Source organism: Microbacterium sp. NPDC007973 (assembly GCF_042958465.1).
Taxonomy (GTDB): Bacteria; Actinomycetota; Actinomycetes; order Actinomycetales; family Microbacteriaceae; genus Microbacterium; species Microbacterium galbum.
The window spans coordinates 270402-296991 of the sequence record NZ_JBIBJJ010000003.1 but is presented as its reverse complement, the minus strand read 5'-3'; the positions used below and the strand labels follow the sequence as shown (position 1 = coordinate 296991).

Annotated in this window: 36 protein-coding genes; 11 read left to right on the top strand and 25 right to left on the bottom strand. The window is 69.1% G+C overall.

Annotation, left to right across the window (positions count from 1 at the left end):
- Positions 1-7 precede the first annotated feature (7 nt).
- The 4 genes from ACFZA2_RS10390 to ACFZA2_RS10375 all read left to right on the top strand — a co-directional run bounded on the left by ACFZA2_RS10390 (position 8) and on the right by ACFZA2_RS10375 (position 6506).
- Entirely contained in the window at positions 8-3478 is a 3471-nt protein-coding gene (locus ACFZA2_RS10390) for a tape measure protein (protein ID WP_391404141.1), read from the top strand.
- Positions 3479-3669: 191 nt separating this feature from the next.
- The gene (locus ACFZA2_RS10385; RefSeq protein ID WP_391404138.1) at positions 3670-4242 is read left to right on the top strand and encodes a hypothetical protein; all 573 of its coding nucleotides are present in this window, start codon (positions 3670-3672) and stop codon (positions 4240-4242) included.
- A gap of 13 nt (positions 4243-4255) precedes the next feature.
- A complete protein-coding gene (locus tag ACFZA2_RS10380) occupies positions 4256-5392 on the top strand; it encodes a hypothetical protein (protein WP_391404135.1) in 1137 nt (378 codons plus the stop codon).
- Entirely contained in the window at positions 5370-6506 is a 1137-nt protein-coding gene (locus tag ACFZA2_RS10375; protein ID WP_391404132.1) for a M23 family metallopeptidase, read from the top strand. Before ACFZA2_RS10380 ends, ACFZA2_RS10375 begins: the two co-directional genes overlap by 23 nt.
- Here ACFZA2_RS10375 and ACFZA2_RS10370 read toward each other — a convergent pair.
- Positions 6503-6928, bottom strand: coding sequence for a hypothetical protein (locus tag ACFZA2_RS10370; protein ID WP_391404129.1), 426 nt, complete (start codon positions 6926-6928; stop codon positions 6503-6505). The two genes, ACFZA2_RS10375 and ACFZA2_RS10370, sit on opposite strands and share 4 nt — an antisense overlap.
- A gap of 66 nt (positions 6929-6994) precedes the next feature.
- On the opposite strand from ACFZA2_RS10370, the gene ACFZA2_RS10365 reads away from it, so the two are divergent.
- The 7 genes from ACFZA2_RS10365 to ACFZA2_RS10335 all read left to right on the top strand — a co-directional run bounded on the left by ACFZA2_RS10365 (position 6995) and on the right by ACFZA2_RS10335 (position 12475).
- Positions 6995-7672 (top strand): M23 family metallopeptidase, encoded by a 678-nt coding sequence (locus ACFZA2_RS10365; protein WP_391404126.1) that lies wholly within the window; start codon positions 6995-6997, stop codon positions 7670-7672.
- Positions 7673-7682: 10 nt separating this feature from the next.
- On the top strand, positions 7683-8102 hold the full coding sequence (locus ACFZA2_RS10360) for a hypothetical protein (RefSeq protein ID WP_391404124.1): 420 nt from the start codon (positions 7683-7685) through the stop codon (positions 8100-8102).
- Complete coding sequence (locus tag ACFZA2_RS10355; RefSeq protein WP_391404121.1) at positions 8092-8388, top strand: hypothetical protein; 297 nt, start codon at positions 8092-8094, stop codon at positions 8386-8388. The genes ACFZA2_RS10360 and ACFZA2_RS10355 overlap by 11 nt, the downstream gene beginning before the upstream one ends.
- Positions 8389-8408: 20 nt before the next feature.
- Positions 8409-8909: a holin gene (locus ACFZA2_RS10350; protein ID WP_391404119.1), complete on the top strand. Its 501-nt coding sequence runs from the start codon at positions 8409-8411 to the stop codon at positions 8907-8909.
- Positions 8910-9056: 147 nt separating this feature from the next.
- Positions 9057-9503: a hypothetical protein gene (locus tag ACFZA2_RS10345; RefSeq protein ID WP_391404116.1), complete on the top strand. Its 447-nt coding sequence runs from the start codon at positions 9057-9059 to the stop codon at positions 9501-9503.
- Between the two features lie 210 nt (positions 9504-9713).
- Positions 9714-12302, top strand: coding sequence for a hypothetical protein (locus tag ACFZA2_RS10340; RefSeq protein WP_391404113.1), 2589 nt, complete (start codon positions 9714-9716; stop codon positions 12300-12302).
- 17 nt (positions 12303-12319) lie between these two features.
- A complete protein-coding gene (locus ACFZA2_RS10335) occupies positions 12320-12475 on the top strand; it encodes a hypothetical protein (RefSeq protein WP_391404111.1) in 156 nt (51 codons plus the stop codon).
- A 99-nt stretch (positions 12476-12574) separates the two neighbouring features.
- On the opposite strand, the gene ACFZA2_RS10330 is transcribed toward ACFZA2_RS10335, so the two are convergent.
- The 24 genes from ACFZA2_RS10330 to ACFZA2_RS10215 form a co-directional block, all read right to left on the bottom strand.
- Positions 12575-13432, bottom strand: coding sequence for a type II toxin-antitoxin system death-on-curing family toxin (locus tag ACFZA2_RS10330; protein WP_391404108.1), 858 nt, complete (start codon positions 13430-13432; stop codon positions 12575-12577).
- A 6-nt stretch (positions 13433-13438) separates the two neighbouring features.
- Positions 13439-13606 carry a hypothetical protein gene (locus ACFZA2_RS10325; protein WP_391404105.1) on the bottom strand — a complete coding sequence of 56 codons (168 nt, stop codon included), beginning with the start codon at positions 13604-13606 and terminating at the stop codon, positions 13439-13441.
- A 184-nt stretch (positions 13607-13790) separates the two neighbouring features.
- A complete protein-coding gene (locus ACFZA2_RS10320; protein WP_391404102.1) occupies positions 13791-14111 on the bottom strand; it encodes a hypothetical protein in 321 nt (106 codons plus the stop codon).
- Between the two features lie 101 nt (positions 14112-14212).
- Positions 14213-14563 (bottom strand): hypothetical protein, encoded by a 351-nt coding sequence (locus ACFZA2_RS10315; RefSeq protein WP_391404099.1) that lies wholly within the window; start codon positions 14561-14563, stop codon positions 14213-14215.
- Positions 14553-14840, bottom strand: a complete 288-nt coding sequence (locus tag ACFZA2_RS10310; protein WP_391404096.1) for a hypothetical protein — start codon at positions 14838-14840, stop codon at positions 14553-14555. The genes ACFZA2_RS10315 and ACFZA2_RS10310 overlap by 11 nt, the downstream gene beginning before the upstream one ends.
- A 110-nt stretch (positions 14841-14950) precedes the next feature.
- A complete protein-coding gene (locus ACFZA2_RS10305) occupies positions 14951-15193 on the bottom strand; it encodes a hypothetical protein (RefSeq protein WP_391404093.1) in 243 nt (80 codons plus the stop codon).
- 14 nt (positions 15194-15207) lie between these two features.
- Positions 15208-15483, bottom strand: coding sequence for a hypothetical protein (locus tag ACFZA2_RS10300; RefSeq protein WP_391404090.1), 276 nt, complete (start codon positions 15481-15483; stop codon positions 15208-15210).
- Positions 15484-15487: 4 nt separating this feature from the next.
- Positions 15488-15640 carry a hypothetical protein gene (locus ACFZA2_RS10295; RefSeq protein WP_391404087.1) on the bottom strand — a complete coding sequence of 51 codons (153 nt, stop codon included), beginning with the start codon at positions 15638-15640 and terminating at the stop codon, positions 15488-15490.
- Between the two features lie 4 nt (positions 15641-15644).
- The gene (locus ACFZA2_RS10290; RefSeq protein WP_391404084.1) at positions 15645-15929 is read right to left on the bottom strand and encodes a hypothetical protein; all 285 of its coding nucleotides are present in this window, start codon (positions 15927-15929) and stop codon (positions 15645-15647) included.
- Between the two features lie 116 nt (positions 15930-16045).
- The gene (locus ACFZA2_RS10285; protein ID WP_391404081.1) at positions 16046-16288 is read right to left on the bottom strand and encodes a hypothetical protein; all 243 of its coding nucleotides are present in this window, start codon (positions 16286-16288) and stop codon (positions 16046-16048) included.
- A gap of 3 nt (positions 16289-16291) precedes the next feature.
- The gene (locus tag ACFZA2_RS10280; protein ID WP_391404078.1) at positions 16292-16756 is read right to left on the bottom strand and encodes a hypothetical protein; all 465 of its coding nucleotides are present in this window, start codon (positions 16754-16756) and stop codon (positions 16292-16294) included.
- Complete coding sequence (locus ACFZA2_RS10275) at positions 16753-18048, bottom strand: DNA cytosine methyltransferase (RefSeq protein ID WP_391404075.1); 1296 nt, start codon at positions 18046-18048, stop codon at positions 16753-16755. Before ACFZA2_RS10275 ends, ACFZA2_RS10280 begins: the two co-directional genes overlap by 4 nt.
- A complete protein-coding gene (locus tag ACFZA2_RS10270) occupies positions 18048-18674 on the bottom strand; it encodes a hypothetical protein (RefSeq protein ID WP_391404072.1) in 627 nt (208 codons plus the stop codon). The genes ACFZA2_RS10275 and ACFZA2_RS10270 overlap by 1 nt, the downstream gene beginning before the upstream one ends.
- Complete coding sequence (locus ACFZA2_RS10265) at positions 18671-19243, bottom strand: hypothetical protein (RefSeq protein ID WP_391404069.1); 573 nt, start codon at positions 19241-19243, stop codon at positions 18671-18673. The genes ACFZA2_RS10270 and ACFZA2_RS10265 overlap by 4 nt, the downstream gene beginning before the upstream one ends.
- Entirely contained in the window at positions 19243-19986 is a 744-nt protein-coding gene (locus tag ACFZA2_RS10260) for a hypothetical protein (RefSeq protein WP_391404066.1), read from the bottom strand. Before ACFZA2_RS10260 ends, ACFZA2_RS10265 begins: the two co-directional genes overlap by 1 nt.
- Positions 19983-20315, bottom strand: a complete 333-nt coding sequence (locus tag ACFZA2_RS10255; RefSeq protein WP_391404063.1) for a hypothetical protein — start codon at positions 20313-20315, stop codon at positions 19983-19985. Before ACFZA2_RS10255 ends, ACFZA2_RS10260 begins: the two co-directional genes overlap by 4 nt.
- Before the next feature lie 11 nt (positions 20316-20326).
- Entirely contained in the window at positions 20327-20671 is a 345-nt protein-coding gene (locus tag ACFZA2_RS10250) for a hypothetical protein (RefSeq protein WP_391404060.1), read from the bottom strand.
- Entirely contained in the window at positions 20668-23124 is a 2457-nt protein-coding gene (locus tag ACFZA2_RS10245) for a phage/plasmid primase, P4 family (RefSeq protein WP_391404057.1), read from the bottom strand. The genes ACFZA2_RS10250 and ACFZA2_RS10245 overlap by 4 nt, the downstream gene beginning before the upstream one ends.
- Positions 23121-23330 (bottom strand): hypothetical protein, encoded by a 210-nt coding sequence (locus ACFZA2_RS10240; protein WP_391404054.1) that lies wholly within the window; start codon positions 23328-23330, stop codon positions 23121-23123. The genes ACFZA2_RS10245 and ACFZA2_RS10240 overlap by 4 nt, the downstream gene beginning before the upstream one ends.
- On the bottom strand, positions 23327-23869 hold the full coding sequence (locus ACFZA2_RS10235; protein ID WP_391404051.1) for a DNA N-6-adenine-methyltransferase: 543 nt from the start codon (positions 23867-23869) through the stop codon (positions 23327-23329). Before ACFZA2_RS10235 ends, ACFZA2_RS10240 begins: the two co-directional genes overlap by 4 nt.
- Positions 23866-24207: a DUF4406 domain-containing protein gene (locus ACFZA2_RS10230; protein WP_391404048.1), complete on the bottom strand. Its 342-nt coding sequence runs from the start codon at positions 24205-24207 to the stop codon at positions 23866-23868. Before ACFZA2_RS10230 ends, ACFZA2_RS10235 begins: the two co-directional genes overlap by 4 nt.
- A 51-nt stretch (positions 24208-24258) precedes the next feature.
- Positions 24259-24954, bottom strand: a complete 696-nt coding sequence (locus ACFZA2_RS10225) for a hypothetical protein (protein WP_391404045.1) — start codon at positions 24952-24954, stop codon at positions 24259-24261.
- 26 nt (positions 24955-24980) lie between these two features.
- Positions 24981-26111, bottom strand: coding sequence for a hypothetical protein (locus ACFZA2_RS10220; RefSeq protein ID WP_391404042.1), 1131 nt, complete (start codon positions 26109-26111; stop codon positions 24981-24983).
- Entirely contained in the window at positions 26108-26572 is a 465-nt protein-coding gene (locus ACFZA2_RS10215) for a hypothetical protein (RefSeq protein WP_391404039.1), read from the bottom strand. Before ACFZA2_RS10215 ends, ACFZA2_RS10220 begins: the two co-directional genes overlap by 4 nt.
- Positions 26573-26590: the final 18 nt, after the last annotated feature.

The following is a 26590-nucleotide window of genomic DNA, read 5'->3' as shown; positions in this document are numbered from 1 at the left end:
AGGTGCCATGTCGTCCGAAGTTGGATCCGGCCACATCAGCATCTTCCCCGTCATGACGGGGTTCAAGTCCCGCGTCACCCGCGGCACCCAAGAGGCCGGCGCCGCAGGCGCGAAGACCTTCGAACGCGGGTTCAAGGGCGCCGGTGCCGCCGCCGGCCGCACGCTCGGACGCGACCTGAAGAGCGCGCTGTCACAGTCGGCCACCGATCTCGGCGCAGTCGAGATGTCGAAGTTCACCGGCGAGGTCGCCACGGCGGCCAGCGCGCTCGCGAAGGCCCGCCTGAAGCAGCAGGACGACGCTGGGCGCGTTCGCGTTGCCGAGGCGCGTCTGCAGGAGGCCGTGGCGAAGTCGGGCGCCGAGTCGTCCCAGGCGGTCGCCGCCGAGGAACGTCTCGCATCGGCTCGCCGTGCGGCCGCAGGAACCGCCGACGTCGTAAGCGCCGCGACCGCACGTCTCGCCGCAGCACAGGAGAACCTCCGGCGCGCGCAGTCCACGGTCGAAGCGTCGTCGATCGCGGCATCCGGCGGCGTCCGTCAGATGCTGGCGAACTTCCGATCCGGCTTTTCGGACGCCAACGCCGCGCGGTCCGCGTTCAGCGGCCTCTCCGGCTCGCTGGGCGGCCTCACGCGCGCACTGCTGGACGTGACCGGGTTCACGTACCTCGGGCGTCTGGCACGCGCTGGTGCGCAGCAGGTGTCGTCCGCGTTCACCTCGCTCGCGACGATGATCGGCGGCCAGCTCGCCAAGGCATCCGCCATCACCCGGGGATGGGTCTCGAGCGTCGGGTCGACCGTGCGCGGCGCACTGGCGCCGTACACGCAGTACGCGGCCGCCGCTGGCACAATCCTCGCTTCGCCGTTCGTGAAGCTCGGCTCCCGGGTGTCGTCCTACCTCAGCCCTGTCACCACTCAGGTGCGCGCGGCCCTGTCGAAGGCTGCCGCCACTGCGGGGCCCGCCGCGCAGCAGCTGGTCAGTACGTTCCGGTCGGGACTTTCGGGGCTCGGATCGGCCGCGTCCTCGGCCTTCGGCGCTGTCGTCTCCGCAGCTTCCAGCGCCTCCCGCGCTGCGGGGTCCGCACTCGGCTCAGGCATCCAGTCGGCGGCCACCGCCGGCGTCACCGTCGCGGCCGCCGGAATCGGCATCGCCTTCGGCAAGGGCTTCGCCCGGCTGAACGCGATCGACACCGCGCGGGCGAAGCTCACCGGCCTCGGTAACGACGCGACCACCGTCCAGACGATCATGGGCGACGCCCTCGCCTCTGTGAAGGGCACGTCATTCGGTCTCGGCGAGGCCGCCACCGTCGCGGCATCCGCCGTCGCCGCCGGCATCAAGCCGGGTGAGGCGCTGCAGGGCCACCTGAAGTCGATCGCGAACAACGCCTCGGCCGCGGGCATCTCGATGGAGGAGATGGGGTCGGTCTTCAACAAGGCCGCCACCCAGGCCAACGGTGTCCAGAACGACGTCATCTCGCAGCTCGCCGACAAGGGCATCCCCATCTATCAGGCTCTGGCCGACCAGATGGGCGTCACGGCCGGCGAAGTGTTCAAGATGGCCTCCGAGGGGAAGGTCGACTTCGAGACGTTCTCGAAGGCCGCCACCAAGGCCGCGGGCACCGTCGCGGACGAGATGGGCAAGACCGTGCCCGGGGCGGCGAAGAACTTCCTCGCCTCGCTCGGTCGAATCGGCGCGAATGCGCTGCAGCCCATCTACGGCAAGATCGGCCCGCTGATCCAGGCCGCCACCTCCGCCCTCGGCCCCATCGAGGAGCGCGCAAAGGCCTTCGGCGACGTGCTGCTGAAGGTCCTCGGCCCGGCGCTCGACGGCATCACAGGGTTCCTCACCCGCATCGGTGATGGCGCCTCGATCTTCTCGGGCGCGTTCGCGGGGATGCAGGGCATCGTCGGTCCGCTCGCAGGAGCATTCGTCGCGCTCGGAGCCGGCGGGCTGGGGACACTCCTGTCCCGCATTCCGCTGCTGACGACGCTGCTGCCAGGCCTCACGGGCGCGCTCGGCGTGCTCGGCGGTCCGATCGGGATCGTTGCCGCAGCGCTGGCGGGTTTCGCGCTCACCGGCGGCGACGCGGCCAACCTGGTCACCTCGCTCACGAGCATCGTGATGTCGGTCGTCAACGCCCTCCCGGGACTCGTGGCGCAGATCGTCACGTTCGTCCCGCAGTTGGTGCAGGGCATCCTCTCCCAGGCGCCAGCGCTGTTCACCGCCGCGGTGCAGCTCGTGCAGCTGCTCGTCCTCGGCATTGTCAGCGCCGTGCCCGTCCTCGTGACGGGCGCTCTGCAGCTGGTGCAGGGCCTGATCGACGCGATCGTCTCGAACCTCCCGATGATCGTGGCGGGCGGGCTGCAGTTGGTCTCCGCCCTCGCGGCCGGCCTCATCGCCGCGCTGCCCGTCGTGGTTACCGGCATCGTGTCGCTCGTCACGGGACTGATCACCGCGCTCGTGGGGATGCTGCCGACCCTCGTCACCGGGGCGATGCAGCTGTTCCTCGGGCTTGTGCAGGCCGTCATCCAGGTCATCCCGGTCCTGTTGACCACGATCATCGGGGCGCTGCCGGGCATCCTGTCCGCGCTGCTCGAGATGCTCCCCGTGCTCCTGACGACCGCGATCCAGCTGTTCCTGCAGCTGGTGCTCGGGCTTGTCCAGGTCATCCCGCAGCTGCTCACCACCCTCGTGGGCCTGCTGCCGACGCTGCTGACGACCATCATTGGGATGATCCCGACGCTGCTGGGAACGATCATCGACCTGTTCCTGCAGCTCGTGATCGGCCTGCTGACCGTCATCCCGCAGCTGCTCGTCGCGATCGTCGGGATGCTGCCGCAGATCATCACCACTCTGATCAGCCTGATCCCGACGCTGCTGACGGCGGGCATCGAGCTTTTCAAGTCGCTGATCACCGCGATCCCGCAGATCCTCCCGCAGCTGAAGGACACGCTGACCTCGATGGGGCCGGCGATGGTCGACGCGCTCATGGCGCTGGGACCTTCGCTCCTCGAAGCCGGCGGAGCCATCATCGGCGCGTTCATCCAGGGCATCTCCGATGCGATCCCGCTCGTCGGGGACGCCGTCGGCGGTCTCATGGACTTCGTCGGCGACTTCTTCCCCCATTCGCCCGCCAAGCGCGGCCCCCTGTCGGGGTCGGGATGGCGCGCGCTCCGCTCTGGCGGCGTCGCGATCGCCGGTCAGATGGCCGGCGGCATCGGCGACGGGGAAGGCGATGTCAGTCGGGCGTCGGCGGCGATGGCGGCTGCCGCGCAGGCGGAGGCCGCGCGTGTGCAGTCGATGATCGGCGGTGTCTCCTCGACCATCGCGGCCGAGGCGCCAGGCAGCGTCGGTTCCGCAGCGCCCGCGGCGGCACCGTCCGTCGTGCAGAACAACAACTTCGCGGAGATGGATCCGCGAGTCGCTGTCGACGCTGCGACACAGAGCCTGGCGGCCGTGGCGAGAAGGGTCAGGCCCGCATGAGCATGCTCGAGATCCGAGGGGAGGACCGTGTCGTCTACGGCGCGCCCTCCCCGACGGTCCAGAAGGGACTGTTCGTCGGCCGGGATGGGTGGCAGGGCTGGCAGGGGCTGCCGGCCCGACGTCGCGAGGCGATGCTGCGATCGCTCGGCGACGGCGGGCACGACGTACCTGTCCGGCTCCCGGAGCGCGTCATGACGATCGACCCCGGCGTGATTCTCGCCGAGTCGGAGGATGATCTGCGGCAGTGGTGTGACCAGGTGAACGGGTGGGGCGCGGCCTCGGGGAGTTTCGATCTGACCGTCGGTCATCTGGGACAGGTGCTGACGGCGACGGTGCGCGTCATCCAGGCCGAGGCCGTCGACAGCCAGCGGCGCTCGGGGCGTCTGCTCCGGGGGTCGTTCTCGGTGCAGTTCGTCGCTGCGGACCCACGCAAGTACGCCGCGCCGCGGACCTTCGTCGTTGATGCTGCGGGCGGGTCGGTTTGGGTGAAGTCGAAGGGCAATTTCCCCTCCCACCCGGTGATCGAGTTCCCGAACGCGCCGAGCAGCTATTCGGTCTCCTCCCCCGGCGGGATGTTCACGGTCTCCGGGGTCGACGCCGGCGGAACGCACCGCATCGACATGCGCACCGGCCGCGTGACCCGCGACGGTGCCTGGATGCCGGGGGCTGGCAGCGGCCGCCTCTGGGCGGTGCCGAACGGCACCCAGTGGCAGCACTTCCTGTCCGCACCTGGCCGGGTGATTCTGCGCGACGCGTACGTGTGAGGGGAGGTGCCGCGTGGAGCCGGACTGGTCCCTGTGGGTGCACGACTCCGTCACCGGCGAGCCGATCGAGCGCGTCGACTGGGCGGAGGGCAGCGACGGGCCCTTCAGCGCGAGCATCGCCGGAGACGGGCAAAGCAGCATCCTGGTCTACGCGTCCAGCCTCCTCAACCCGGACGCGGCGCCCGGGCAGGAGAACGGACGCATCGCCTCTCTGTTTGCACCGAATCTGCGTTTCCTGGTGCGCTGGTGGGGCGTGAACGGCGGAGCACACCCGCTTGACGACCCGCTCGTCGCGCACAAGATCGAGTCCTGGGACTACGACGACGACAAGGGCACGGTCGCCGTCACCGCGGTCGACCTCATCGGGGAGGCCGCATGGCGGCTCGTCGGCGGCGTCGCCGCGGAGAAGGACGTGACTCTCACGATCAGCGGACGCAGCGCCGCAGGCGCGGTGCGTCAGACGCTCGCTCGGATGATGCAGTGGGGACCCGAGTGGGTTTACCCGATCGACCTCCCCGCCGACGGGCCGGGCGACTTTTCCGGAACGTATCCGTTCTGGAAAGGCTTCTCGATTGAGGAGATTCTGGATGAGATCCGCAAGAGCGAAGGCGTCGAGATCTATTTGCGCCCCTACGCGACGCAGTCGGGCGGCATCCGCTTCCAGACCCGCGTGGGCGCTCCCGTCACTATCGGCGGGGCGAAGTTCTACCTCGGCGCCGCGGAGACTCCCATCTCAGGTGTGAAGTACCGCATCGACGGCAGCAGGCAGGTCACCGGCGTCCGAGGGATAGGCAACGGCACCGGCGAAGACCAGAAAACTGCGTGGGCGGGCGGGGGACCGTTCGCCATTCCCATCCGCGACACGAAGAAGTCTTTCGACGACATGGAAGGCGACGCTCTGCATCGGGCAGTCAGTCAGTCCTTTGCGACCGGTCGGCAGCCGATCGCCCAGTGGGACATCGGATCGTTCGTCATCGGAGCCGACTACCCGCCCGAGCTGTCCGCGCCCGGGCGCGTCTTCAACATCGAGGTGCACGGGAACCCCGTCATCCCCGACGGTGTCCACACCCTTCGCGTCATGGCCGTCTCGGGCGGCAACGGACGCCAGATGAAGCCGGAGGTGCAGTATGCCGGCTCCCAACCTGAATGACGTCGTCGGCTGGATCAAGGACATCTACCGCGAGCTCGCCCGGCTGAAGTCGGGCGCCTTCCTCGAGAACTCGTCCATCAGCAACGGACGGATGCGGTTCATCGGCGGGCTGCTCCGCGTCGACTCCGGCGGCCGGGTGGAGATCGTCGGAACCCTGCAGGTCGACGGCGAGTCCACCGTCACCGGACGATTCAACCTCGTCGGCCCGTGGGCCTTCGAGGGTGACGGAGAGATCTCCGGCAACGTGCGCGTCTTCGGACAGTTCGACGTCGAGGGACCCTGGAAGCTCATCGGCGACGGCGAGATCACCGGCAAGGTGACCATCTCCGGTGACATCGACCTCACCGGCGTGATGAAGGTGAAAGGTCGCATCGAGGTCGACGAGACCGGCCGCATCCGTGTCGGGGGGATGGAGCTGAACCCCGAGGAGCACGGCGGCGCGATCACGTTTCCGAACGGCGCGCAGGTCTTCACCGACGACGAGACAATTCAGGTGTTCAAGGGCAACAGCGTCGCGCAGATCAGCAACGACTACGCCAAGATCCAGCACGGCGGAAACGTCGTCCAGATCGACGGCGACGGCGTTCGAATTAGCACGGCGGCAATTCCCCCGGCGCCCAGCAGCGACGGCCTCGGCTGGCTCGCGATCGAGGTGGCGACGGGCCGCCTGCGACGGGTGGCGCCCGGCATTGGAGGGCCTGGCGACGGCGGCTTCGACTGGCCGTTCGCTCTGTCCACCAAGACCTACGGCTTCCGCCCACCTGACCGGCCGACACACGACGGCGTCGACCTGGCTGGTCCGGACGTGACCGGCCACGTTATCCCCTCCGCGGGGCGCGGCGTCGTCACCTTCGCGGGCGGCAACGCCGACACCGGATACGGGTTCTACGTGATCGTCAACCACGGCACCATCGACGGCGTCAGCGTCGAGACGCTCTACGGTCATATGGCGACTCCGCCGACCGTGTCCGTCGGTCAGACCGTCGCGAAGGGTGCGCCGCTGGGGCCTGTTGGCGATACCGGCAACAGCTTCGGCGATCACCTGCACTTTGAGGTGCGGCTAGACGGGACGCCCGTCGACCCAGAGCCGTGGATGGCTGCGCACGGCGCCTAACGGGTCGAGCAGTAGTCGCTCTCGGCGAGCAGAACCAGGTCGCTGTTCGCGCCTTCCGGGATATCGCCGGTGAGTGCCTGAATACTCCCCGCATCGAACCCGGCCGCTAGCTGATCGCATGCGTAATCGGACGCCGACTTGATTTGAGCTGCGTCCACATCGACTCCGTAGCTGGCCACGGTCAGCTGGATCGCCGTGAGGACGGACGTCGCCTTCGTCGGCGCGGCGGGTGTAGCCGAGACCTCGACCGGCGCCGCCGACGCGGCTGTCTCGGTCGGTTCCACGACCACGGTCGTGTTCCCGTCGCTGAACGTGCCAGACGCGCCCGGCGTGACGGTGACTGTCTCCGACGTGACGGTGCCCGTGCACCCAGTCAGCAGCAGCAGGGCGGCGGCGCCGGCGGCGACGAGTCCACGTTCCATGCGCTTCACCCTACTCATTCGCGTGCCCGCGGCCTACGCCCGGGACTACTGGAAAGGCGGTGCCCCATGGGGTATCAGCGACCCGTTCCCTACTCGCGTTCCACGTCGTGGGCGGCGCATCGGCGTCGCAACCCGCCGTCGAGTGAGCCGGGGATCGACATGTTCTGTCCGATTGGGACGCCCGTGCTGGCGGCCGAGTCGGGGCGGGTGGTGGACGTCGGCGACTCGATCGGTCCCGCGACCGGTCGGTTCGTCACCATCGATCTCGACGACGGCCGTCGTGTCCGTTACCTGCACCTGTCCCGCCGTGCGGTCGGCATCGGAGACCGGGTCCGCCGCGGTCAAATCGTCGGCTACTCCGGCGCGACCGGCTACGGCGAAGAGGACTGGTCGTGGAACGTCGCCGAAACGGGCGGCGCCCACGTCCACATGACCCTGTGGCCCCTCCACTGGTACGTCTTCGGCGCGAACGGGACCCTCGACCCCGAGCCGTACTTCGACCCCGACGGGGCGACCGCATCCCAGAACGCAACACCCATCCCGAAACGGAGAGCACCCATGAATTACATCCGCATCACCGGCAAGGAAGGCGCACGACGGGGAGGCACGTACGCCGTGTTCGCCGCGAGCGACGGAACCTACGTCGCCGAGTTCGTCGGCAACGCCGGGCCGAACAACCTCGTCGAGCTCAGCGACGAAGGGCAGATCGGTCGACTGCAGGACATCATCCGCGGGCTGAAGTAAGCGCCGCAGGATGCGCGTCCCACGCCTGAACGGCTCCCGCGGCGCAGCGTTACTCGTCGCGGGAGCCTACTGCTTCGCGCGGGGCATCGCCTACCTCCCCATCGTGGGCGATGTCCCTACCTCCCTTCCGGCCGGTCTTGAGCTGATCTCCGCGGTCATCTCAATCGAGGTGTGGGCGGGGATCTGGATGATCGTCGGGATCGGGTGCTGCCTCCGGGCGTTTTCGACCGCTGACGCCGTCGCGTGGGGGCTCCTCACGGGCATCATGACCGCCTGGGGTGCTGCGTACGCGCTCGGGTGGGGGATGGCGCTCGCGAGCGGGCAGCCGTCGCGCGAGTGGCTGAACATGTCCACGTATCTCGGCCCGGCGATCATCATCGCGATCCTCTCGATCCCGCGGGCACGGAAGGTGCCCGCCGATGCCCCCTGAGTTCGCCTCCGCAGTACCCACCGTCCTCGTCGCGCTGATTGCCGCTGTCGCCGGCATCGTCGTCGCGATCCTCAACCGCCGCGGCAACCGCGAGAACGCGCTCATCGACCAACTGCAGGAGCAGGTGAAGTCGGCTCAGGAGCAGCTCGGCACCGTGAACGAGCGGGTCGATCAGTCCCTGCGTCGTGAGCGGATCCGTGACAACTACATCCACGAGCTGCGCGACCACATCGACATGCGCAAGCCGCCCCCGCCGCCGCCCTGGCCCGAGGGCCTCACCCGCTGACGTCCCCGAAAGGACACCCCATGAAGCTCTCTCTCCTGTTCAACGCCGCATGGTGGAAGGACGCGGGCAAGCGCGCCGCGTACACCGCCCTCGCCGTCGCCGTGCCCTACCTCGGCGCGTCGCTGCTCGCCGACGTCCCTTGGATCACCGTGCTGCTCACCGCGGCACTCGCGTTCCTCGCGTCGATCGTCACCAGCCTCGCCGGCCTCCCCGAGGTCGAGGGCGTGAACCTGCCCTGGTGGCTCGCCGCCGTCGAGCGCGTCGTGAAGACGGTCGCGCAGTCCCTGGCCGCCGGTTTCGTCGGCGCGACGCTGATCACCGATGTCGACTGGGCGTTCGTGCTGCAGGCCGCACTCATCGCCGCTCTCGGCTCGCTGGTTCGACTCATCCTGGCCACGCTCCCCGCTGATCCGTCGCGACAGACGGTCACCATGCAGGTCGGCGAGTACCGCATCGAGAACATCGTGCAGCCCGCGAACGCGTCTCAGCCCACGACGCGGCGCGACCGGCGCGACGACTGATGCGCGCCCTGGCGGCGGTCTGCCTCGTGTTGGCCGCCGCCTACACGGCGCTCATCATCCCCTTCTCACCCCGGCGTCACCCGGTTATCACCCCCTCATCACCCTGCCGCCGTCACCCCATCGGGTGAGGGCTGAGAGGAGCGCCTCGTGGCGACATACACCTACACCGGGTTTCTCACCGACCTCGGCGAGAACCCGTTCCCCGCCGGTGCTGCACCCGAACTCGTTGCCATCGCTCAAGACGGATTCGGCCCGAAAGGGCTCGTCGCAGGCGCACTCCGTGAGGTGCCCGTCCCCATCCAGCCGGACGGCAGCTTCAGCGTCCAGCTCACCGCGTCGACGGACTTCTCACCGTCGCGGCCCTACACACTGCGCTGCACCTGGTTCGCATTCGACGTGAACGAGCAGAAGGTCCCCGCCGGATGGGCGGAGTGGACCTTCACCGCCGTCGCCGGCGGCGGACCCATCCGCGACATGGTCACCGCGCCGGTGTCGACCTGGTTCATCGGCCCGCCGTGGCCAGCCACGCCCGTCATTGGCGCCTTCTACCTGAACCGTGAAGGGCAGATGCCCTGGTTTCGATACGAGCCCTGAAAGGACACGCACATGGCTGACATTGCGACCCTCCCCTTCGGCGGCACACCGATGGGGTTCCTCAAGGGCGTCCCCGGTGAGCGCGGCGAAAAGGGTCTACAGGGACCTGACGGCCCCCGCGGACCCGAGGGGCCAGTCGGTTCCGAGGGTGCTCGCGGCCCGGAAGGACCCGCCGGTACCGGCCCGCAAGGCCCCCGCGGCCTGCCCGGCGTGAACGCTGTCACCAACGACGAAGCAGGCGGCGCGCTACTGCGTGATCCGCTGTCCGCCACCCGCGCGGGTGCGTACATAGCTGTCCCGCGCGCGCTCGGCGACGTGTCGATCCGGGAATGGGTCGAGAACAACAACCTGCCCAACCGGGAGAACGGCAACGCATCACCGCTGTTCACGCAGGCGCAGCAGGATCTCGCCAATGCGTACGCGGCGTCGGGGCAGATCTCGAAGCTGCTCACCACCGCCGGCCGGTACGGGTTCGAGCAGCGCCTCACCCCGCCCGTCATCCCCGGCGCCGGCGGCATGCGCGGCGGGTACGGCATCAAGGGCGAGGGAATGTACCGCACGGTATTCCTGACGCCCCCGAACTTCTCCTGGCTCGGCCTCGACCAGCATCAGGTCGGTGACCCGGACTGGATTGCGGAGAAGGTCGAGCTGTCGGACTTCACCATCGACGGCACGCTCCAGCCCGTCGGCTCGAGCTACGTCGCGGGGCTGAAGGCGCTCATCCTGCACAACATCCGCGAGCTCATCATCCACGACGTGCGGTTCTTCAACACCCACGCCACCGGATGCGGCATCGACTACGCGTCGTGGCGCGGATGGAACCTCATCGCGGAGTACTGCGGCCGCGCGCGCAAGACGCACAACCCCGACCCGACGACCAACCTCGGATCGGGTGCCGGTATCGGCCTCGGTTTCGGGCAAAAGTCCGACGAGCTGGTCATGCTGCAGAACATCGTCAGCCGCTTCAATGGCTCCGCCGGCCTGTTCGCTGAGCAGCTCGGCCAGCCCGAGGCGATGTTCAAGGCGTTCGCGCTGATCGTCACCGGGGCGATCCTCGAGGACAACGCCATCGGCCTCAACGACACCGGCACCCGCGGGTCGCAGTACACCAACGTCCACGCGAAGCGGAACGGGTACGCCGGCGTGCGCATCGGCAAGTCGAATGCCTCCGAGCAGGGCGCGGTGAACGCGAAGTTCACCAACCTCACCAGCGCGCTCAATGGGCACGGCGTCGTCATCGAAGGCGCCGCCGAAGGCAGCAGCTCCTTCGCCCAGGCGGACATCCTCGACAACGTCGGACACGGCATCTACTGGCCCGACACCGCCGCCGCGTGGCCCGCGCCCTACACGAGCTTCACCCAGACGAACGTGCAGGGCAACGGCGGCCACGGTGTCTTCGGTGAGACCACGAAGCCCATCATCGGCCTCGACTTCGCCGGCAACGTCGGCGGGAACGGGGGCGACGACTTCCGCTTCATGGGCGCGCTGTTCCGCGCCAACATCCGCGGACGCGCGTCCGGCTCGGTGGGTCGCCCGCTGTCGCTCATCGGCAAGAAGGAGAGCGAAGCGCCGATCATCAACCTTGACATCAGCGGTGCTCGCCGCGGATACCGCATTGAGCACAAGGTCGACGACACGTCGAAGATCAACGCGTTTGGCCTGCCGACGTCGGTGAAGCAGTACGTGACCCGGCCGGTGCCGGATGCGTCGCTGGCGGGGTGGACGACCCAGTCCGCGACGATGGCGTACGCCGCGTCGTTCGTCGGCCTGAACGGTGTCGACCTCGGACCGCACCTGGTCATCACCCCCACCGGCACGAGCGGGAGTCCTCGAGCGGTGGCCACAGGTATCCCGGTGACCGAGGGACAGGTGTGGACCGGATCGGTCGAGGTCATCATCCCCAAGGGCATGTCGATGCAGGCGGCCGGCCGGTTCGGCACCGGCGGCACCGCGATGTGGGAGCCCGGACCGATCGTCCGCGGCACCGGATCGAAGCAGCGCATCCACCTGTGCTTCGACGTCCCGATCGGGCAGACGGTCCTCGCCGTCGGCATGATCGGCGCGCCCGGCGCGAACGCGGACTACACGTGGGGACCGACCAAGGTCGCCCGCGTGACCCGCGCGAACGCCACCCGCGGCGGCACCTACTGGCAGTACATCGACGGCACCCAGAGCGGGTGCGCATGGGACGGCACCGCCGGCTCCTCCACGTCGACGTACACCGTCCCGCAGTCGCAGATCGTCCGGGGCTTCTCGTTCGACTTCGCCGCATATCAGGACGGCCCCGCCCCCACCGGCGCGGCATCCGCGGTGAGCTCGGGCACCGCCATCCCGCTCGTCGTCAAGAGCGGATTGCTCACCTATGGCACCGGCGGCAATGCACCCCGCACCGTATGGTCATGGGAGGGTGGCGGCGCCAACGGACGCCTCCGTGCTGTCGTCGGTGATGTCGGGCAGTTCTGGATGAGTCTCGCCGCCCGCGTGACCGACGCCGGCAACTTCATCGGCATCGACTTCGGACGCAACGCGGACACGCACACCGTGCGCCTGTCCAAGCGCGTCGCCGGGACCATCACCGAGGTCGCCTTCCAGCCCTCGCTCGCGCTGAACACGGGCGACATCCTTGACGTGTTCCTCAACGGCACGTCGGTGGAGGTCTGGGTCAACGGGTACCAGCTCCTGGGCGGCCCGCAGACGATCACCGAGCACACCACCGCCACCCGGCACGGTGTGCTCCTGGTCAACTCGGCGACAACCCGGACCGAGTCGCTGTCGAAGCTGTCCTTCGACCCGTCCTGACCGCGAAAGGAATGAGCATGGACGACGACACAGAGATCCCGGCGGAGGCCGAGGAGACGGAAGAGGGTGTCGACGGCACGGATGCACCCGAGCCGTTCGAGCAGGACTTCCCCGACATCGAACCGCCCAGCACCGAAGACCCAGCCATCTACCGGGACGGCGCGACGTCGTGACGCGCTCGGCCCGGTCGGGGAGCTTCCCCCGGTGCCTACAGAAAGGTCTATTTGGCCGGCGCGGATCCGCGCAAGCCTATGGTGTGGCGTACCCCGCGGTCACAATGACGATAGGTCGTCGGGTGCCTCAGTCCGGGGAACAAACCATAGAGGAAGTCGCCCGACCGTTTCGCCGTCGAGGCTCAGCTCGATAGAGCCTTCGACGAAGTCGCGAACCTCGAGCCAGAGCTGCCAAACGACTCGGATGGGGTAGAAACCGGCTCGGCCATCCACACGAGGGTTCACGTACTCAGGCGGGATGACGCATTCTTCGTCTCTGATGATGCGGAGCGGAGATGAGAACGCGGACGCGCCACCCATCACTCGAGCTTGCAAGCGGTGCTCGCGGCCGGCGTCGCTGGGGTGAGGAATGAGGCTGAGGACTACCGGTACGCAGTGGATAGCGGGCACCGATGGGATGTGGAGCTTGTCCAGGCCACCGGTCTTTGCGTCGAAGACCTCGCCATCGCCACGACTGTCCGCTTCGTTCGCGAGGAACACGAACTCGACGCGGTCGACCATGCGGAAACGCGCGTGCTCAAACCATTCGGCTGCCTTCTCTATGCCGCGGAGTTGCTCGTGCTCTCGTTCGAACGCCTTCACGGCTACGGCAGTGACCATGGACTCCGCCTGGATGCCGTCCACCGGCCTCAAATAGACCCCGTTCAGACCGAGAAATAGCTTCGCAACGGCCCACGCTGTGCGCTTGTTCCCATCCAGGAAGTACTGCGTGCTCGAGAGTCCGTGCAGCAGCGCTGCGGCCTTTTCGAGAATGGTCGGAAACGTCTCGACACCCTCAAACCCAGAGCGGACCCGACCAAGTGCACCCCGGATGCCCGCTTCATTCGTTACACCAGCGCTATCGCCGGCAACTTCCTCGTTAATCGCGACCACCAAGTCGTAGTCGATCTCCCTCATTCGGAATCAGCCGTCAGCTAGACGACGCATCAAGTCTGCGTCCTCACGAATGATCTGGCGCGCCAACTCAAGACCCGCCTCATGGTCGACGAAGGTGCGCCCGTCGCGCTCGACGGTGGGCGCGTTCCAGTACGTGACTTGGCCGTCACTACCGCCCCGGGTTTTCGTCGCCATGGCGGACACCCTACACAACCCGGCTTCAAGCGACTACGCCCCCGGCGCCCCTCCTCCGAGGTGACGCCGGGGGCGTTTCTCCGTTTACCAGTATTCGGGGGCGATGGGGCACCGGCGGCCAGCGCGGGGGATGACTCAGCGGACAAAGAGCGAAGCGACTGAGAAAGGTCTCTCCTGAGAGCAATCAGTCATCGCGCTTCCGCCTTGCTTTCTTCTCGGCGGCGCGACGTTGAGCCCGGTTCCGCTCGGGCGGGGGCTCATCCTGCTGCGGGCGAGGTGGAGTGTGATCGTTGGAGGAGGCGTTGACGTTGACTCCCCACCCAAGATGAAGGGCAGTGGGGTCGCGGAACCTGTTGTTCGTGATGGTCGCGCTGCCGCCGTAGACAGCCACTGAGCCGATGTTGCCGCCGATGATCTGGGTACCGATCGAGCTGACCGCCAATATCGAGGGTGGCGGGCCGTCGATCTTCTCCCACGGCCAGAGTGGTATGTCCAGGTCGTCCACAGCGGACATCGTGCCGATCTTGCAAACGGGGCACCGCGCGATCGGCGTCGTTACCGGGACGTACACACGTTCGTAGCAGTGCCCGCACACGTAGCCCGGCGTCACTTCTTGTCCGGTTCGTGGGTGTTGTTCTCGAATGTCGCGTCTTTGGCCCGCCCCCGGAAGAAGTTGTCTGCGGTCGAACTGTTGTTGCGGAAAACGGCTGTGCCAATGTCGCCGACGGCGAACGCAGATGGCTCTTCCTTCTCGAGTTGATCCTGTCGGTGATCACGGCGAACGCGCACGATGATCAAGATCACTCCGATGACGAAAGCGACACCGGCCGCCACGAAGAGAACAGGGGCTGTCCAGCGGAATTCCTGCGGGAGGGCGTTCAAGGCGATGATGCCCGCCAAAGTGCCGAGGAGGGTGATGGATAGCGCGGCGATCTCCGCGCCTGCTTTAGCGAACACGAGTGTCGGGACCGACGAGGGGGTAGCCGAATTCCTTGCTGGGCTCGAGCTTGGGGTCCACGACATCGGTGCTGACATAGCGGAGCACGGCGTGACCCTCGTCGTCGGTCTCGGTGTCGCCGGTTTCGGGGACTTCGTGGTGGTACTTCTCGACGTCGGAGGCGTTGAGGTGGTGTCCAACGTGAGCGGGCACGTGGTCGGTGCCGATGCTGTGGAGCTGACCGGCAAGCGAGCCCTTACCGGAAGCGTTGGCTTCGAGGCGGAAAGTGAGAGTCATGCGCTGAACAGTAGCGACGGCGAGATCACGCCGGGTCTTCCGTGGCCAGATGGTTACAGCCGGCCGCGTTTCGAGCCTCGTCCGTTACCGTTCCGTGACAGTGCGAAGGCTCAGGTGTAGTGCGGCCCACGCCGTGGGATCTTCGGCAGGGCGGTGCGGAGGGACGTGATCATCTCGTCGGTCATCTTCGCGGCTACGGCGGCGGGGAGGGTGATGACGATGACCTCTCGGTCCTCGGTCACGAACGTCAGCTCGATCGCGGGGATGATGTGCTTGCCCACGTGCTTTGGCTTGCTGGAGACGACCGTCTCGAGACCCTCTACTTCGATGCGCTCCCGCGTTCGTTTCAGCATGCCGCCGAGCCTACTCACGAGCCGCGCACGGTGATGAGTGCCCACCCGTCGGGGATCTGCGCGTCGAGCGCGGCCCGGTCGGCGGCTTCGATGTCGCGGGCGCCGTCGCGACGCACGAACGTACCCACTGCGGTCAGCAGTGTGGTGCCCTTGCCCATCGTGACGGGGGTGTTCGCGAGCTCGAACCCGGGCGGGCACTGCGCCTTGAGGAGCTCGTGCGCTTCGGCGAGCGAGTGCGCCTCGACCTCGATGGTGCGGGTTTCGATGGGGCGGATGGTTCCGATGAGCACGATGTCAGCGTAGGTCGAAGACGAAGGCGTCGAAGGCCATGCTGAGCAGCACGAGCGTCGCGACGATCGCGAAGCTGCCGGCGTTGATGAGGATCAATGCGACCCAGTCGGGCATGTATCCGCGCGTGGTCGCGCCGCCGGCGTGTTCGATGTGCACGAGGTCAGCCTAGGCGGCGGACGGTCACCGCGTTGCGCCAGACGACGGGCTGCCAGTGGCCGCCGTCGCAGGGGACCTCGAGCACGACGATGCGGTCGTTCGCTCCCATCGCCCACGCCTCGACGCGTTCGGCGGCGCGGTTGGGCCATTGCACCCACGCCCACACGGGGCGTTTCGGGTCGAACCACTCGACCGGCTGCGGCCCGTACGCCTGCAGCGGGAGTGTGATCGGATGCACGGATGCCAGCGTGCGCGACAGCATCTCGTCGCTGACCTTCGTCGAACCCACAGACCGGTCCCCTTCCCCGGCCAGGGATCAGGCTACGTCACCCCACCGACAACGAGAACGCCCCTCCCGCACCGTGAGTGCGGGAGGGGCGTTCTCGTGTGTGTGGGGGGGGGCGCTCACCTCGCGGGCGGGTCTGTCGCGGCGGTGGCTTGCAGGCGGCGCAGTCGGTACTGGTGTGAGGGCCATGCGTCGAGGCGGTCGCGGAGGGTCGCGAACAGCAGGTCCTCGTCGACGACGCGGACGCGTTGCCCGTCGCGCTGCTCCCAGGTCATGGTCATGCCCGCGCGTCGCCACCGCTTGATCGTGCGCACGGAGCGGCGCACCGTGCGCGCCGCCTCGCGGTACGTCAGGGTGGCCACCAGTCAACCGCCGACCTTGGCGAGTATGACGAGACCTCCGCGCGTGTGACCGGCGTGCCGCCACCCGGCGCGCTTGAAGCAGTAGCCGGGGTTCGGGGACTGCACGCGCCGCGCGTTGACGTAGGTGTAGAGACGCTCGCCAGGCCAGCGAGCGTGCGCCCACGTCTCGGCGTCGAGGATCATGGCCGAGGCCAGGTGCGGTGACTCGTTGCGGAACACCGCGCAGTTGATGCCGTCCTGCCCCGACGCGTCGATGAAGCGACGCCACACGAAGAGCGCGTCGTCGTCATGGGAGAGCAGTACGGTTTTCTCGCCAGGCCCGACAAACAGCGCGGGGTCGCGACCGTCGCGATACACGTGTCGCGAGTAGTGCCGGCGGTAGAGGGCGAGGCCCACAGGGTTACCGTCCCGCGACGCTCGCCAGAACTCGGTGCCGGTCATGGCTGCGGTGCTGATGAGCGCCGTCACGCCGCCACCTCCCATTCGATGCGCGGCACGCCGGGGCGCTCCAGGAGCATCCGCAGTGCGGCGATGGCTTGCTGGAGGACCACGCCGTTTCCACACGCCTTCAGCTGCTCCGCGCGGGACAGACCGACCGCTGCGTCTGTGACCCATCCGGCGGGCCAGCCCATCATCCACTCGGTGAGCTCCGGGTTCAGCCGGCCCTTTCCGCCCTTGCCGTCCATCCGCATCGGCGCCGGCGCAGGGCGGCCCATCACGAACTCCCAGCGCGCAATCGCGGCGGCGTAAGGGCCCCACGACGAAACCTCGCCTGTGACGTTTCCCTGACGGTCTCCTTCGTCGTCACGCTCGGCGCCGAGGCCGTACATGGTCTCGGTGGACGAGCCGCCGCGGGACGTGCGCGGCGCCGGCATCATCGTCACCTCGCCGATCACCGCGTCCATCCGAGCGCGGAAGTCGCCCGATATTTGCCCGTGGGCGGCCGGCGAGGAAGACCCGACCGTCGGCGTCGGCAGCAGCTGCACTGCGATGGGGAGTGGCATCCCCATTCCGTTGCCATTCGCGCCGGTCGCCTTCACCCGTTCACGTCGCGCGGACCATGACTCGACTGACTCACCATCGTTCATCACGACAGTCGGCGTTGGCAGTAGCGTCACGACACCCTGACCTGGCGCGCTCACCCGAGGTCGAACAGGGTCTCCTGTGCGGGTTCGCTCTTTCGGCCACGCGAGGATGAAGACCCGGAGCCGGCCATGGGGCGCGCCGACGTCCGAAGCTCGAATGCTCGTCCACTCCGCATCGAACCCGAGCGCGGCCAGGTCAGCGAGAACCGCTCCGAGTGCCCGCAAGCGAGGTTCGTCGTCGTCGTCTCCCACACACCACGGGCAGGGTTCCAATGCAGTTCCATCTCCGCTTGCTGCTTCGGCACTGAGGAGACCTCCTACGTTCTCGATGACGACCCAGTCGGGCCTGTCCTCTGCGATGGATCGGGCGAACTCGGACCAGAGGCCGGAGCGTGTTCCGCTGCGGAGTCCTGCGCGGGCGCCAGAGACGGACACGTCCTGGCACGGGAAACCGCCGGCGCGGACGTGCGTGTGCGGGACGGTGGTGAAGTCGACCTTGGTGACGTCGCCGTAATTCGGGACGTCAGGGTAGTGGTGGGCGAGCACCTTCGACGGCGCTGCGTCGAACTCGCAGAACCACCGGGGGCGGGTGCCGAAGACGACGCTGACCGCGCGGCCCAGCATCCCGGTGCCAGCGAACAACTCGCCGGAGTACGCGAGGGTGGCGGGGGCCATCAGGACTCCTTGACGGGGGTGGGTGAGTAGTCGGTGCGGCAGACGATGCACACCTTCGAGAGCACTGACTCGCCGTCGGGCCCGTCGATCCAGTCGACGAGGACGCCGTGCTGGCCGCACCGCAGGCACAGCTCGGGGCGGGCGCGGCGGGTGGCGGTCAGCTCGAGGCGGTGCATGGCGCGGCGCACGAGGCGGAACAGCTGGTCCTGCAGCGCGTCGAGGTCCTCCCACGACTCGATGTGCTCGACGGCGTCGGACAGCCAAGCGTTCGCCGCGTACGCCCACTCGCGGGCGAGCTCGACGTCGTCCGGCAGCCCAGCGGGGAGTTGCGGTGCTTCGACGCCCAGGCGGGACGCCGCGACGACGAGGTAGCCGCGCATCGCGTCCCACACGGCGCGCGCGTTCCGCGCCTCGGGACCATCGACGAGGGGCACATTGTCGACGTACCCGCCGCCGGACACACGCTCACTGAGCGGAGCGGCACGGACGCCGCGCGCGGCGACGACGATGGTCCCGGTGGTTTCGACGACGTAGGGCAGCTGGTCGACGTGCCAGAGGTACTCGGCGACCCACTGCTCGCGTGCGACGGTCGGGTCGATCGCGTCGGCCGGGATTAGCGCGCTCATGGCAGGTCTCCGTGGTCGCAGTGGCAGGGGATCATCTCGTCGGCGGCATCGAGCGCCCAGCCGGTGCAGTTGCGGTGCTTCCCGTCGCGGCACTCGGGGCAGAGGGGGCGGTCGATCTGCGCGAGGATGCGCGCCGTCGTGTCGTCGTCGAGGCGGCGGAGACCGAGCGCACCGCGGTACGGAATCGGATCGGCCAGAGCGTGTGGTCGGGCCAGCTCGAGGTGCCACCCTCGGGGCTCGCCCCACTCCGAGCACTGCTCGCCGTAGCCACAGAGGTTGTGGCCGCCCGGGTTGTCGCCGAACGCACGGTGCGCTCCTACGAGGTCGACGACGCCGAGGATCACGCCGTGCGCCTGACCCGTGGACCAGTCCACCAACGACGCGCGACACCTAGTTAGCACGCGATGCGCGACCACCTGGGCATCGCCCGCGGCCGCACGCGCGAGTCCGGCGTGTATGGCGACGGGCCCGCGGTAGTCTCCGGCGATGTTGCGGACGCGGTTCTCTACGTCCTTCCCGCCGTGGATGATCGCCCACGCCCACGGCTGACGAACGGTCAGAATGCGCATCAGGCCACCACCTTCTGACCACCGGCAGGCACGTTAGACGCGAGCCCGAGGTCGCGGCGCACCATGCCGACGTACGCGCGAGTGATCTTCAGCGCGACACCCATCGCGGCGTCCGACTTGCCGGCGGCGTGCAGTGCCCGCACTCCGGCTTCGATCTCGTCGCGGCGTCGGCGGCGACCATTGCGCGGACCCTCGGCGGGCGCGGTGGGTTCGCCGGTGGCGACGTGTGCGTCGAACGCGGCGGACGCGCGGTCGCGAGCGGCGATCGCCTCGTCGACGGCGCGCTCGGCGTTGCGCAGCGCGAGGTCGAGCGCGAGCTTCTGCACCCGCCAGGAGGCGGCAGCGCGCTCGATGTCGGCCGGCGTGACCGTGGGCGCTGGTGCTGCGGGCTGAGGTGCGGCGGGTGCAGGCGCGGGCGCGGCGGGCGTCGGTGCCGGAGCGGAGCGGGGCGGTCGCGCCGGCGCAGGAGCAGGGCCCTGCGCCGCACGCTTCCGGGCGGACCGGTTCGCCGCGCGGTCTCGCTTCGCGACGTCCTCGCGTGCGGCGTCGTCGGCGGCGACGATGTCGGCGAGGGGCACGCCCGCGTCGAAGAGTCGACGGAACGAGTAGTCGCCGGCGTACCGGCGGTACACATCGCGGCAGGGGAGCGCGGCGGGGCAGGCGCTGGTGCGGCATCCGGCGCGATGCCCGTCGGGGGTGCCATGCGGGATGGTGTCGCTGATGATGTCTGCGGTGCGCATCATGCTCGGGCCTCCTCGACGACCGCGGTGTGGAATGCCGCGACAGTGTGTCGCCATCCCGTGCTGCTGTGCGCATCGCGTTCGATCTCGGTGTTGCAGCGCAGGCAGCGAGCTGGCGGAGTGAGGGAGGCGAGGCGGGCGCCTTCGTCGCGGATGCGCTCTTGCTCGGCGGCGTACTCCTCGCCAGCCTTCGCGGCGACGATGATCGCGGCGGCGGCGTCGCGCGCCTCGTCGGGGGTGAGCGGGTGGGCGACGTGGATGCGGACGAGGCCATCGTCGTCGACGTCGATGTCAGCGACGAGCTGCTCGACGGTGCGGGTGATCTCGGTCATGGCGGTTCCTCTCAGAAGGGGGGCTGTTCGGGGTAGGTGACCTCGTCGGGCGCGAGGTCGAGAGCGGGGGCGTCCCAGACGCGGGTGCAGGCGTGCTCGGGGGCTGTGTGCCCGTCGACGGGCTGCCGCGGCCACCACCGCGACCGGCTGCTCGTCGTCGTCGAGCCGGCGTGCTCTCGGATCTGCCAGAGACGGATCCCGACGAGCACGCACGCGAGGACCTGGTCACGGTCGAGGCGGACGGGGTCGAGGCGCGGCGCGCCGACGAGCACGCCGAGCTGAAAGTCGCGGCGTACCTCGAGCACGCCGCGTCGGCAGCGTGCGCAGCGGGCGGCGAGCGGGGCTGTGGCGCTCATCGTTCGTGCCAGGGCGTGTCGCGCGGGTCTTCGGAGTCGGGAGTCTCCTCGACCGCGAGGCGGATGTTCGTGTAGAACCGTCGCCCGTTGGAACGCTTGTCGCCGACGTCGAACCGCTGCTTGAGCTGACGGCCGAAGGCGGTCGCCGACAGCGCCTCCTGATGCTGCTCGCGACACCACGCGTCATACGCCTTGCGCAGCTCGCTCGTGTCGACGACGACGACAGACCCGCCGCCGAGCTCGCACCGGTCCTCGACGAAACGGCCGAGGTGGTCTTCCTCGGCGCGGTACGCGTCGGTCGCGGCGAGCACCTCGTCGGGGGTGGCGAGGCCGTCGCGGGCGTACTCGACGGCGCCCTTAACGATCCAGGCGAGGATGCCGGGGCCTTCCTCCTCGACGAGCCGCTGCTGCAGGTTCTCGATCCGCTCGTCCTCGGGCACCGAGTGGGTGAAGGGGATGAGGCGCATGCGGCGCCACACGCTGTCACCGCCGGTCTCGACCTTCGGTTGGCTGTTGCCGAGCAGGAGGAACGTGTGCGACGGGGCGAAGTCGAAGAAGTCCTTGCCCATGAAGCGGGCGGTGATCGTGTCGCCACCGGTGAGGGCCTTCATCTTGGCCTCGTCGAACTTCGTGTCCTCGTTGATCTCGGACGTGATGACGAGGCGGCGGCCCTGCAGCATGGCGAGCTCGGTGGGGTGCTTCTCCCGGCCGACGACGAGGAATCCCTGCGGTGCGGAGGTGGCGTAGTCACCGGCGATCGCGGACAGCACCTCGGCGAAGACGCCCTTGCCGTTGCCGCCGGCGCCGTGCGCGAAGGGGAGGATGTGCTCGCGCACCTCGCCGATGAACATGAGCCCGGCGAGACGCTGCATGTACCGTTCGACGTCGGCGTTCGACTGGAACGTCGTCGCGAGGAACCTGTCCCACAGCGGGGTCGGCATGGTCGCGTCGGGGGTGACGGTCGTCTGCTTCGAGTGGAACAGGGCGGCGGTGGCCGCGGCGATCGCGCCGCTGCGGAGGTCGACGACGCCGCCGGGGGTGTTGAGCTGCCACGGGTGCCGGTCGAACTCCGCCGCGGCGACACGCATGGCGGGAGCTGCGCGGGCGAGGCGGACGGCGTCGGCGATCGCGCGGGCCCGCATCGACTTGAGCCGCCACGCCTTGAGGGCGGTGTTGTCGGTAGGGATACGGCGGATGACGTCGCGCGCGGCTTCGATGGCGGGCCCGTCGTCAGGGTGCCACGCCCACCGGGTGCCGTCCCACGTGACCCACCGGCCCGCGTCAGGCACGTACCGCATGGTGCCGGAGTACTCCGCGACGAGGAGACGCGCGTTCCCGTCGTCGGTGAGGTCCGCACTGTCGCCGCCGATGGTCGCGGCGGGCGCCGTGGCCGTGGCGGACGCGCCGACGGCGCTGATCTGCGTGCCCGTCGACGTCGTGCGCGACGCCGCGGCGGCGGGGGCGAGCGCACGGGGCGCGCGGTGCCCGTAGTCGGCGTCGGCGAGGGCCTTCGCGGCGGCGGCGTGGTCGCCGCGGTGGTGGAGGAGGGCGTACGCGCCGAACTTCGTGTACGGCACCTCGGGTTCGAAGTCGGTCGACGAGGTGAAGACGTAGAGGCGGTCGCGGTCGCCGGCGTGGCCGGTGGTGGCGCTGATGCCGTCGTTCTTGCCGGGGCGGCGCCAGTACTTCGTCGCGCCGCGGGTGAACACGTGCACCCAGCCGACGAGGATGTCGGCCCAGTCGGTGCGGGCTTCGTAGTCGTCGCCGGGGGTGATGTCGCCCTCGGCGGCGTGGAACGTGGTCGACCATTTCGCGTCGACCGGGCCGCCCGCGCTGACCGGGGTCTCGTCCGGCATGGTGTCCAGCGCGGCGTGCACGATCGTGTGGAGCTGGTCGCGCTCCTCGCGGGTGACGGTCGGGATGGTGGCGGGCCCGCCGACGAGCCGCACCCACGCGCGGCCGGTCGGGTGCACGGCCCCCGCGGAGGGGGCGAGCACGACGAACCCGCCGGTGCCGCGGGTCTCCGCGAGGGTCTCGCGCCCGGTCGCGCCGTCGGTGGGTCGCTGCGCGACCTTCGTGTTACCGGGCACCGCGCCACCCTCGACGCGGTACAGGAGGTGCAGGCCGCCGGAGGGGGACTGCTCTGACCATCCGGCGATGAGACGGTCGTAGACGGGGCGGAGGCCGGTGCCGTCGAGTAGCTCGAGCACATCGCCCATCTGGCCCATCGCGGCGCCTTCGACTTCGAGAAGCTCGACGTCGCCGTGGCCGGTGACGATGCCGATGCCCTGCTCGAGGTCGTTGTCGAACCAGGCGCGCAGCTGCGCGTCATCGGCGGCGACGTCGGTGTACTGCTTCCACGCGATGCGGGGGCGCTTGGTCCCGTCGGTGGCGACGGGCACGACCGAGAGGCCTGCGGCGTGCAGGTCGAGGGCGGTGGCGAGGAGGGTCATGGGCAGGCACAGGCTCCGGTGGTGGCGCGGACGGTGAAGCAGTCCGGGCAGACGGTGGCGGGGTCGACGTCGAACTTCGTGGGCGGGCAGGCGGCGTGCTGCCACTCGGCGAACGCGTTCGCCCGCGCGACGCGGTCGCCGACGCGGATCGGAGCGCCGCAGTCGGGGCACCGCGCGGGATGCTGCGCGACCGTCGCCGTGCTCATCGCAGGACCTCGGCGTTCCGAACGAACGCACCCGGGATGCCGGATACGCGGAGAGCGTCCGCGTCGCGCTCGCCGTAAGCGATGAGGACGCTTGGGGCACCACTGTTCGCCTTCGAAGGCGAGCCGTCGGGGGTGAGGAAAGTGATGCGTCCCTTGAGGAAGAGCAGCGCCGTGGCCGTCGGCCAGACCCATTCGTGGAAGAGGGCAGTTTCCGTCCGAGCAAAGATGAGCGCCGTGCCGGATCCGTGGACGGCGAGAGCGCGCATCCAGGCGCCCATCGTGCGCCCGTACGGAGGGTTCAACCAGACGCGGCCAGACCAGGGCATCGAAAGGCCGTCGCCCATGGTCTCAGGCGTCCACACCTCTGCCGCCGTTGCGTGGCCGGGAGCGCCGCAGGGATCGAGGTCGAAGCCTCCGAGCGACTGCACCAACGGCAGGGGTGTCAGCCACCGGTCGTTGCGGAACGCGTACAGGTCGTCCGCGAACGCGTCGCCGCGGGCTGACGTCGACCCGACATTGAGCGTCTTGCCCGCGCTCATCGAACGGCGACCGTCTCGGCGAGCCATGCGGTGAGGGGCGCGACGCGAAGGCCGAGGGTGGCGGCGACGTTCACCTCGAGGCGGGCGCCGCCGGATGCCTCCCACCCGTCGAGGAGCGCGACGCCGTCGCAGCGGATGAGCTGAGCCAGCCCGGCGCGCAGCCACCCGTGGTAGTCGTCGGGCGTCGGGTTGACGTTAGTCGAGGGGTCTTCGACGAGGTGGCCGAGCTCGCGCAGGCGTTCGGCGGCGGAGCGGAACGCGGGGTAGTTGAAGTCGGGGATCCCGGTCATCGGGCCCGCAACGTAGATCGTCAGGGGAGTGGTCGTGTCAGTGCTCATGTGCCCGAGCGCGGAGTCGAACCGCGCCTGCGACCATCCGGGCGGCCGTGCTCAGGACGCGACGAGATCCAGCTGCTGCTGCGTCGCGTTGATCGCAGCAGCGATCTGGGCGTCCGGGATGCCGGCGCCGCGGAGCTGCTGCACCTGCGAAACCTGCTGATCGGTGAGCCCACTCGGGTGCGGCGCGGGCACAGCCACCGACTGCTGCACGGGCGCCTGCGGCTGCGCCACGGCGGCGGGCGCGACGGGCTGCACGTACTGCTGCTGCGCGGGGGCGGGCTGCGCGGCGACGGGCTGCTGAGGCGCGGCGACGGGGGCGGCTGCCGCGGCGGCCGGCTGCTGCGCGAACGCCGACGTCGGCGCCGTGTACGTCGCGGCGTACATCTTCGCCGGGTTCGCCGGGTTCTTCGACGCCGGGTCGTTCCCGAGATACTGCACCGTCAGCGTCCCGCCCGGCGCGATGTCCGACGCGCCAGCCGCGCGGATCGCCTCCCCGATCGCGCGCTTCATATTCTTCGACGCGACGTACAGGGTGCGCTCGCCGTCGTCGCTCGCGTCGACGCGCTGGTCAGTCTTGAGATCGACGAGGATCTGCATCTTCGGGTCGCCGTTGGGCCAGAAGTCGGGCTCCTGGGTGCCGAACTTCGTCTGCTGCCGCTCCCGCGGGGCGGACTGCACGACGCCGGTGACGGTGGCGCCGACGGCGTCGAACTTGACGCCCTTGCTCGAGGATTCGAAGAGGGACATGGGGTTCTCCTTGGTGGTTGGTCTTGTCAGCGGTCGAACAGGTTGCGGATGGGGGCGGGTGCCGCCGCCGCTGGCTGCGGCGTCGACGGGATGGGTCTCGGGGCGGGCGGGAACGGCGCAATGCACGTCGGGTGGACGGTGCTGCCGTCCGCCGCGGCCGCGGGGTGCAGCGGCAGGCCGCAGTCGTCGCAGAGCTGCGCGATCGTGGCGGGCGGCGCGGCCGGGCGCAGCGGAGTGACGGGAGCGGCGGGGCGCGCCGGGCACAGCAGCTGCTCGTGCACCTGCCACGACCGTTCCCACTCGGCCGTGTTCTCGCGCCTCTCGTGGCTCTGCCATCCGCAGTGCTCGCAGGTCCGCTCCGGGATGGGGAGCACGGCGAGCGGCGGTATCGCGTTCCCCGCGGCCGGGGTCGGCTCGGCGGGCGGCACGTCGAACAGTGACCCGCCAGCAGCGCGGTGCTGCGCACGCTTCTCCGTGCGACACCAGGTACACCACTCGTCGTCACACAGCGGCGACGCCGCGAGCGCCCCGTCGAGCCCCGCGACCTGCAGCAGCAGGTTGAGGCGGTTCGCGCGAAGCATCGCCTCGCCCGCGAGATGCGGGTTGTACGGCTCGGACCAAAAAACGGCGTTCTGCAGCTCACCGTCGCGGGGGAGGAACGCGATCGCGACGGTGCGGCACGTGCCCCACCCGCCGTCGTCGGTGAAGCCCTTGCCGTAGAGGTGCGCCTGCACCCGGTACTGCTGGCTGGGGCCGTGGATGCGGTACTTCGTGAGCTGCTTCGGCCCGACGATCTTGTGGTCGATGACGGTGCCCGTGGGGACGTGGAACAGGTCGGAGTGACCGGTGATGCTCGTCCCGCCGATGGTGCCGACGGTGACCTGCCACTCGGTAATCCACTCGGCGTGTTCGACCTCGCCGCCGTGACGGTTCGCGGCATCGAACCAGCGCTCGAGCTGATCGTGCACCGCGGTGCCGATCGCGGGCTTCCACGCGGGTCCGCGGTCGGGCTCGCCGTCACCGTTGAGCTTGTGCAGGATCCAGCGGTCGCAGGGCTTGCCGATTTCCGACGGGCCGATGCGCTTCTGCAGTGACCGCGGGTGCCGCGTGATGCTGTCCCGGATGACCCCGAGGTACAGGTCCTCGACGGTGGTCATCCGCGCAGTGCCTGGATCAGGGCTTCGACGCTGAGGTGCACGCCGTCGGCCATCTTGTACATGAGCTCGGGCTCGGGAAGCTCGGGTACGAGGATGTGAAGCGACTTGTCCGGGTGGCCCGCGAAGTATCCAGCTTCGATGTGAGCGCTGCGTCCGGAGGGCAGCAGCAGAACGCCCGTTTCGGCCCACTCCATGCCCCGCCAGTCGTTACCGAAGCCGAGAGCCGCGGTGTCCGTCTGCAGCGCCTGAGTGAATGCCCAGGGTGACCAGTCCTCCCATGCGGGGTCGATGTCGGACCACCGGAAACCGTCTTCGTCGTTTCCCCGCACCGCAATGCGGCGGTCATCGCGCGGATTGCGGAAGTCGTAGACCTCGTGACCGGCGCGGCGAAGCGCGTTGACTATGACGGGCTGCTGGGCGTTTCGCCAGCTGGACGCCAGGTAGATGCGAGTGCTGCCCATGGGGTTCTCCTTGATCGT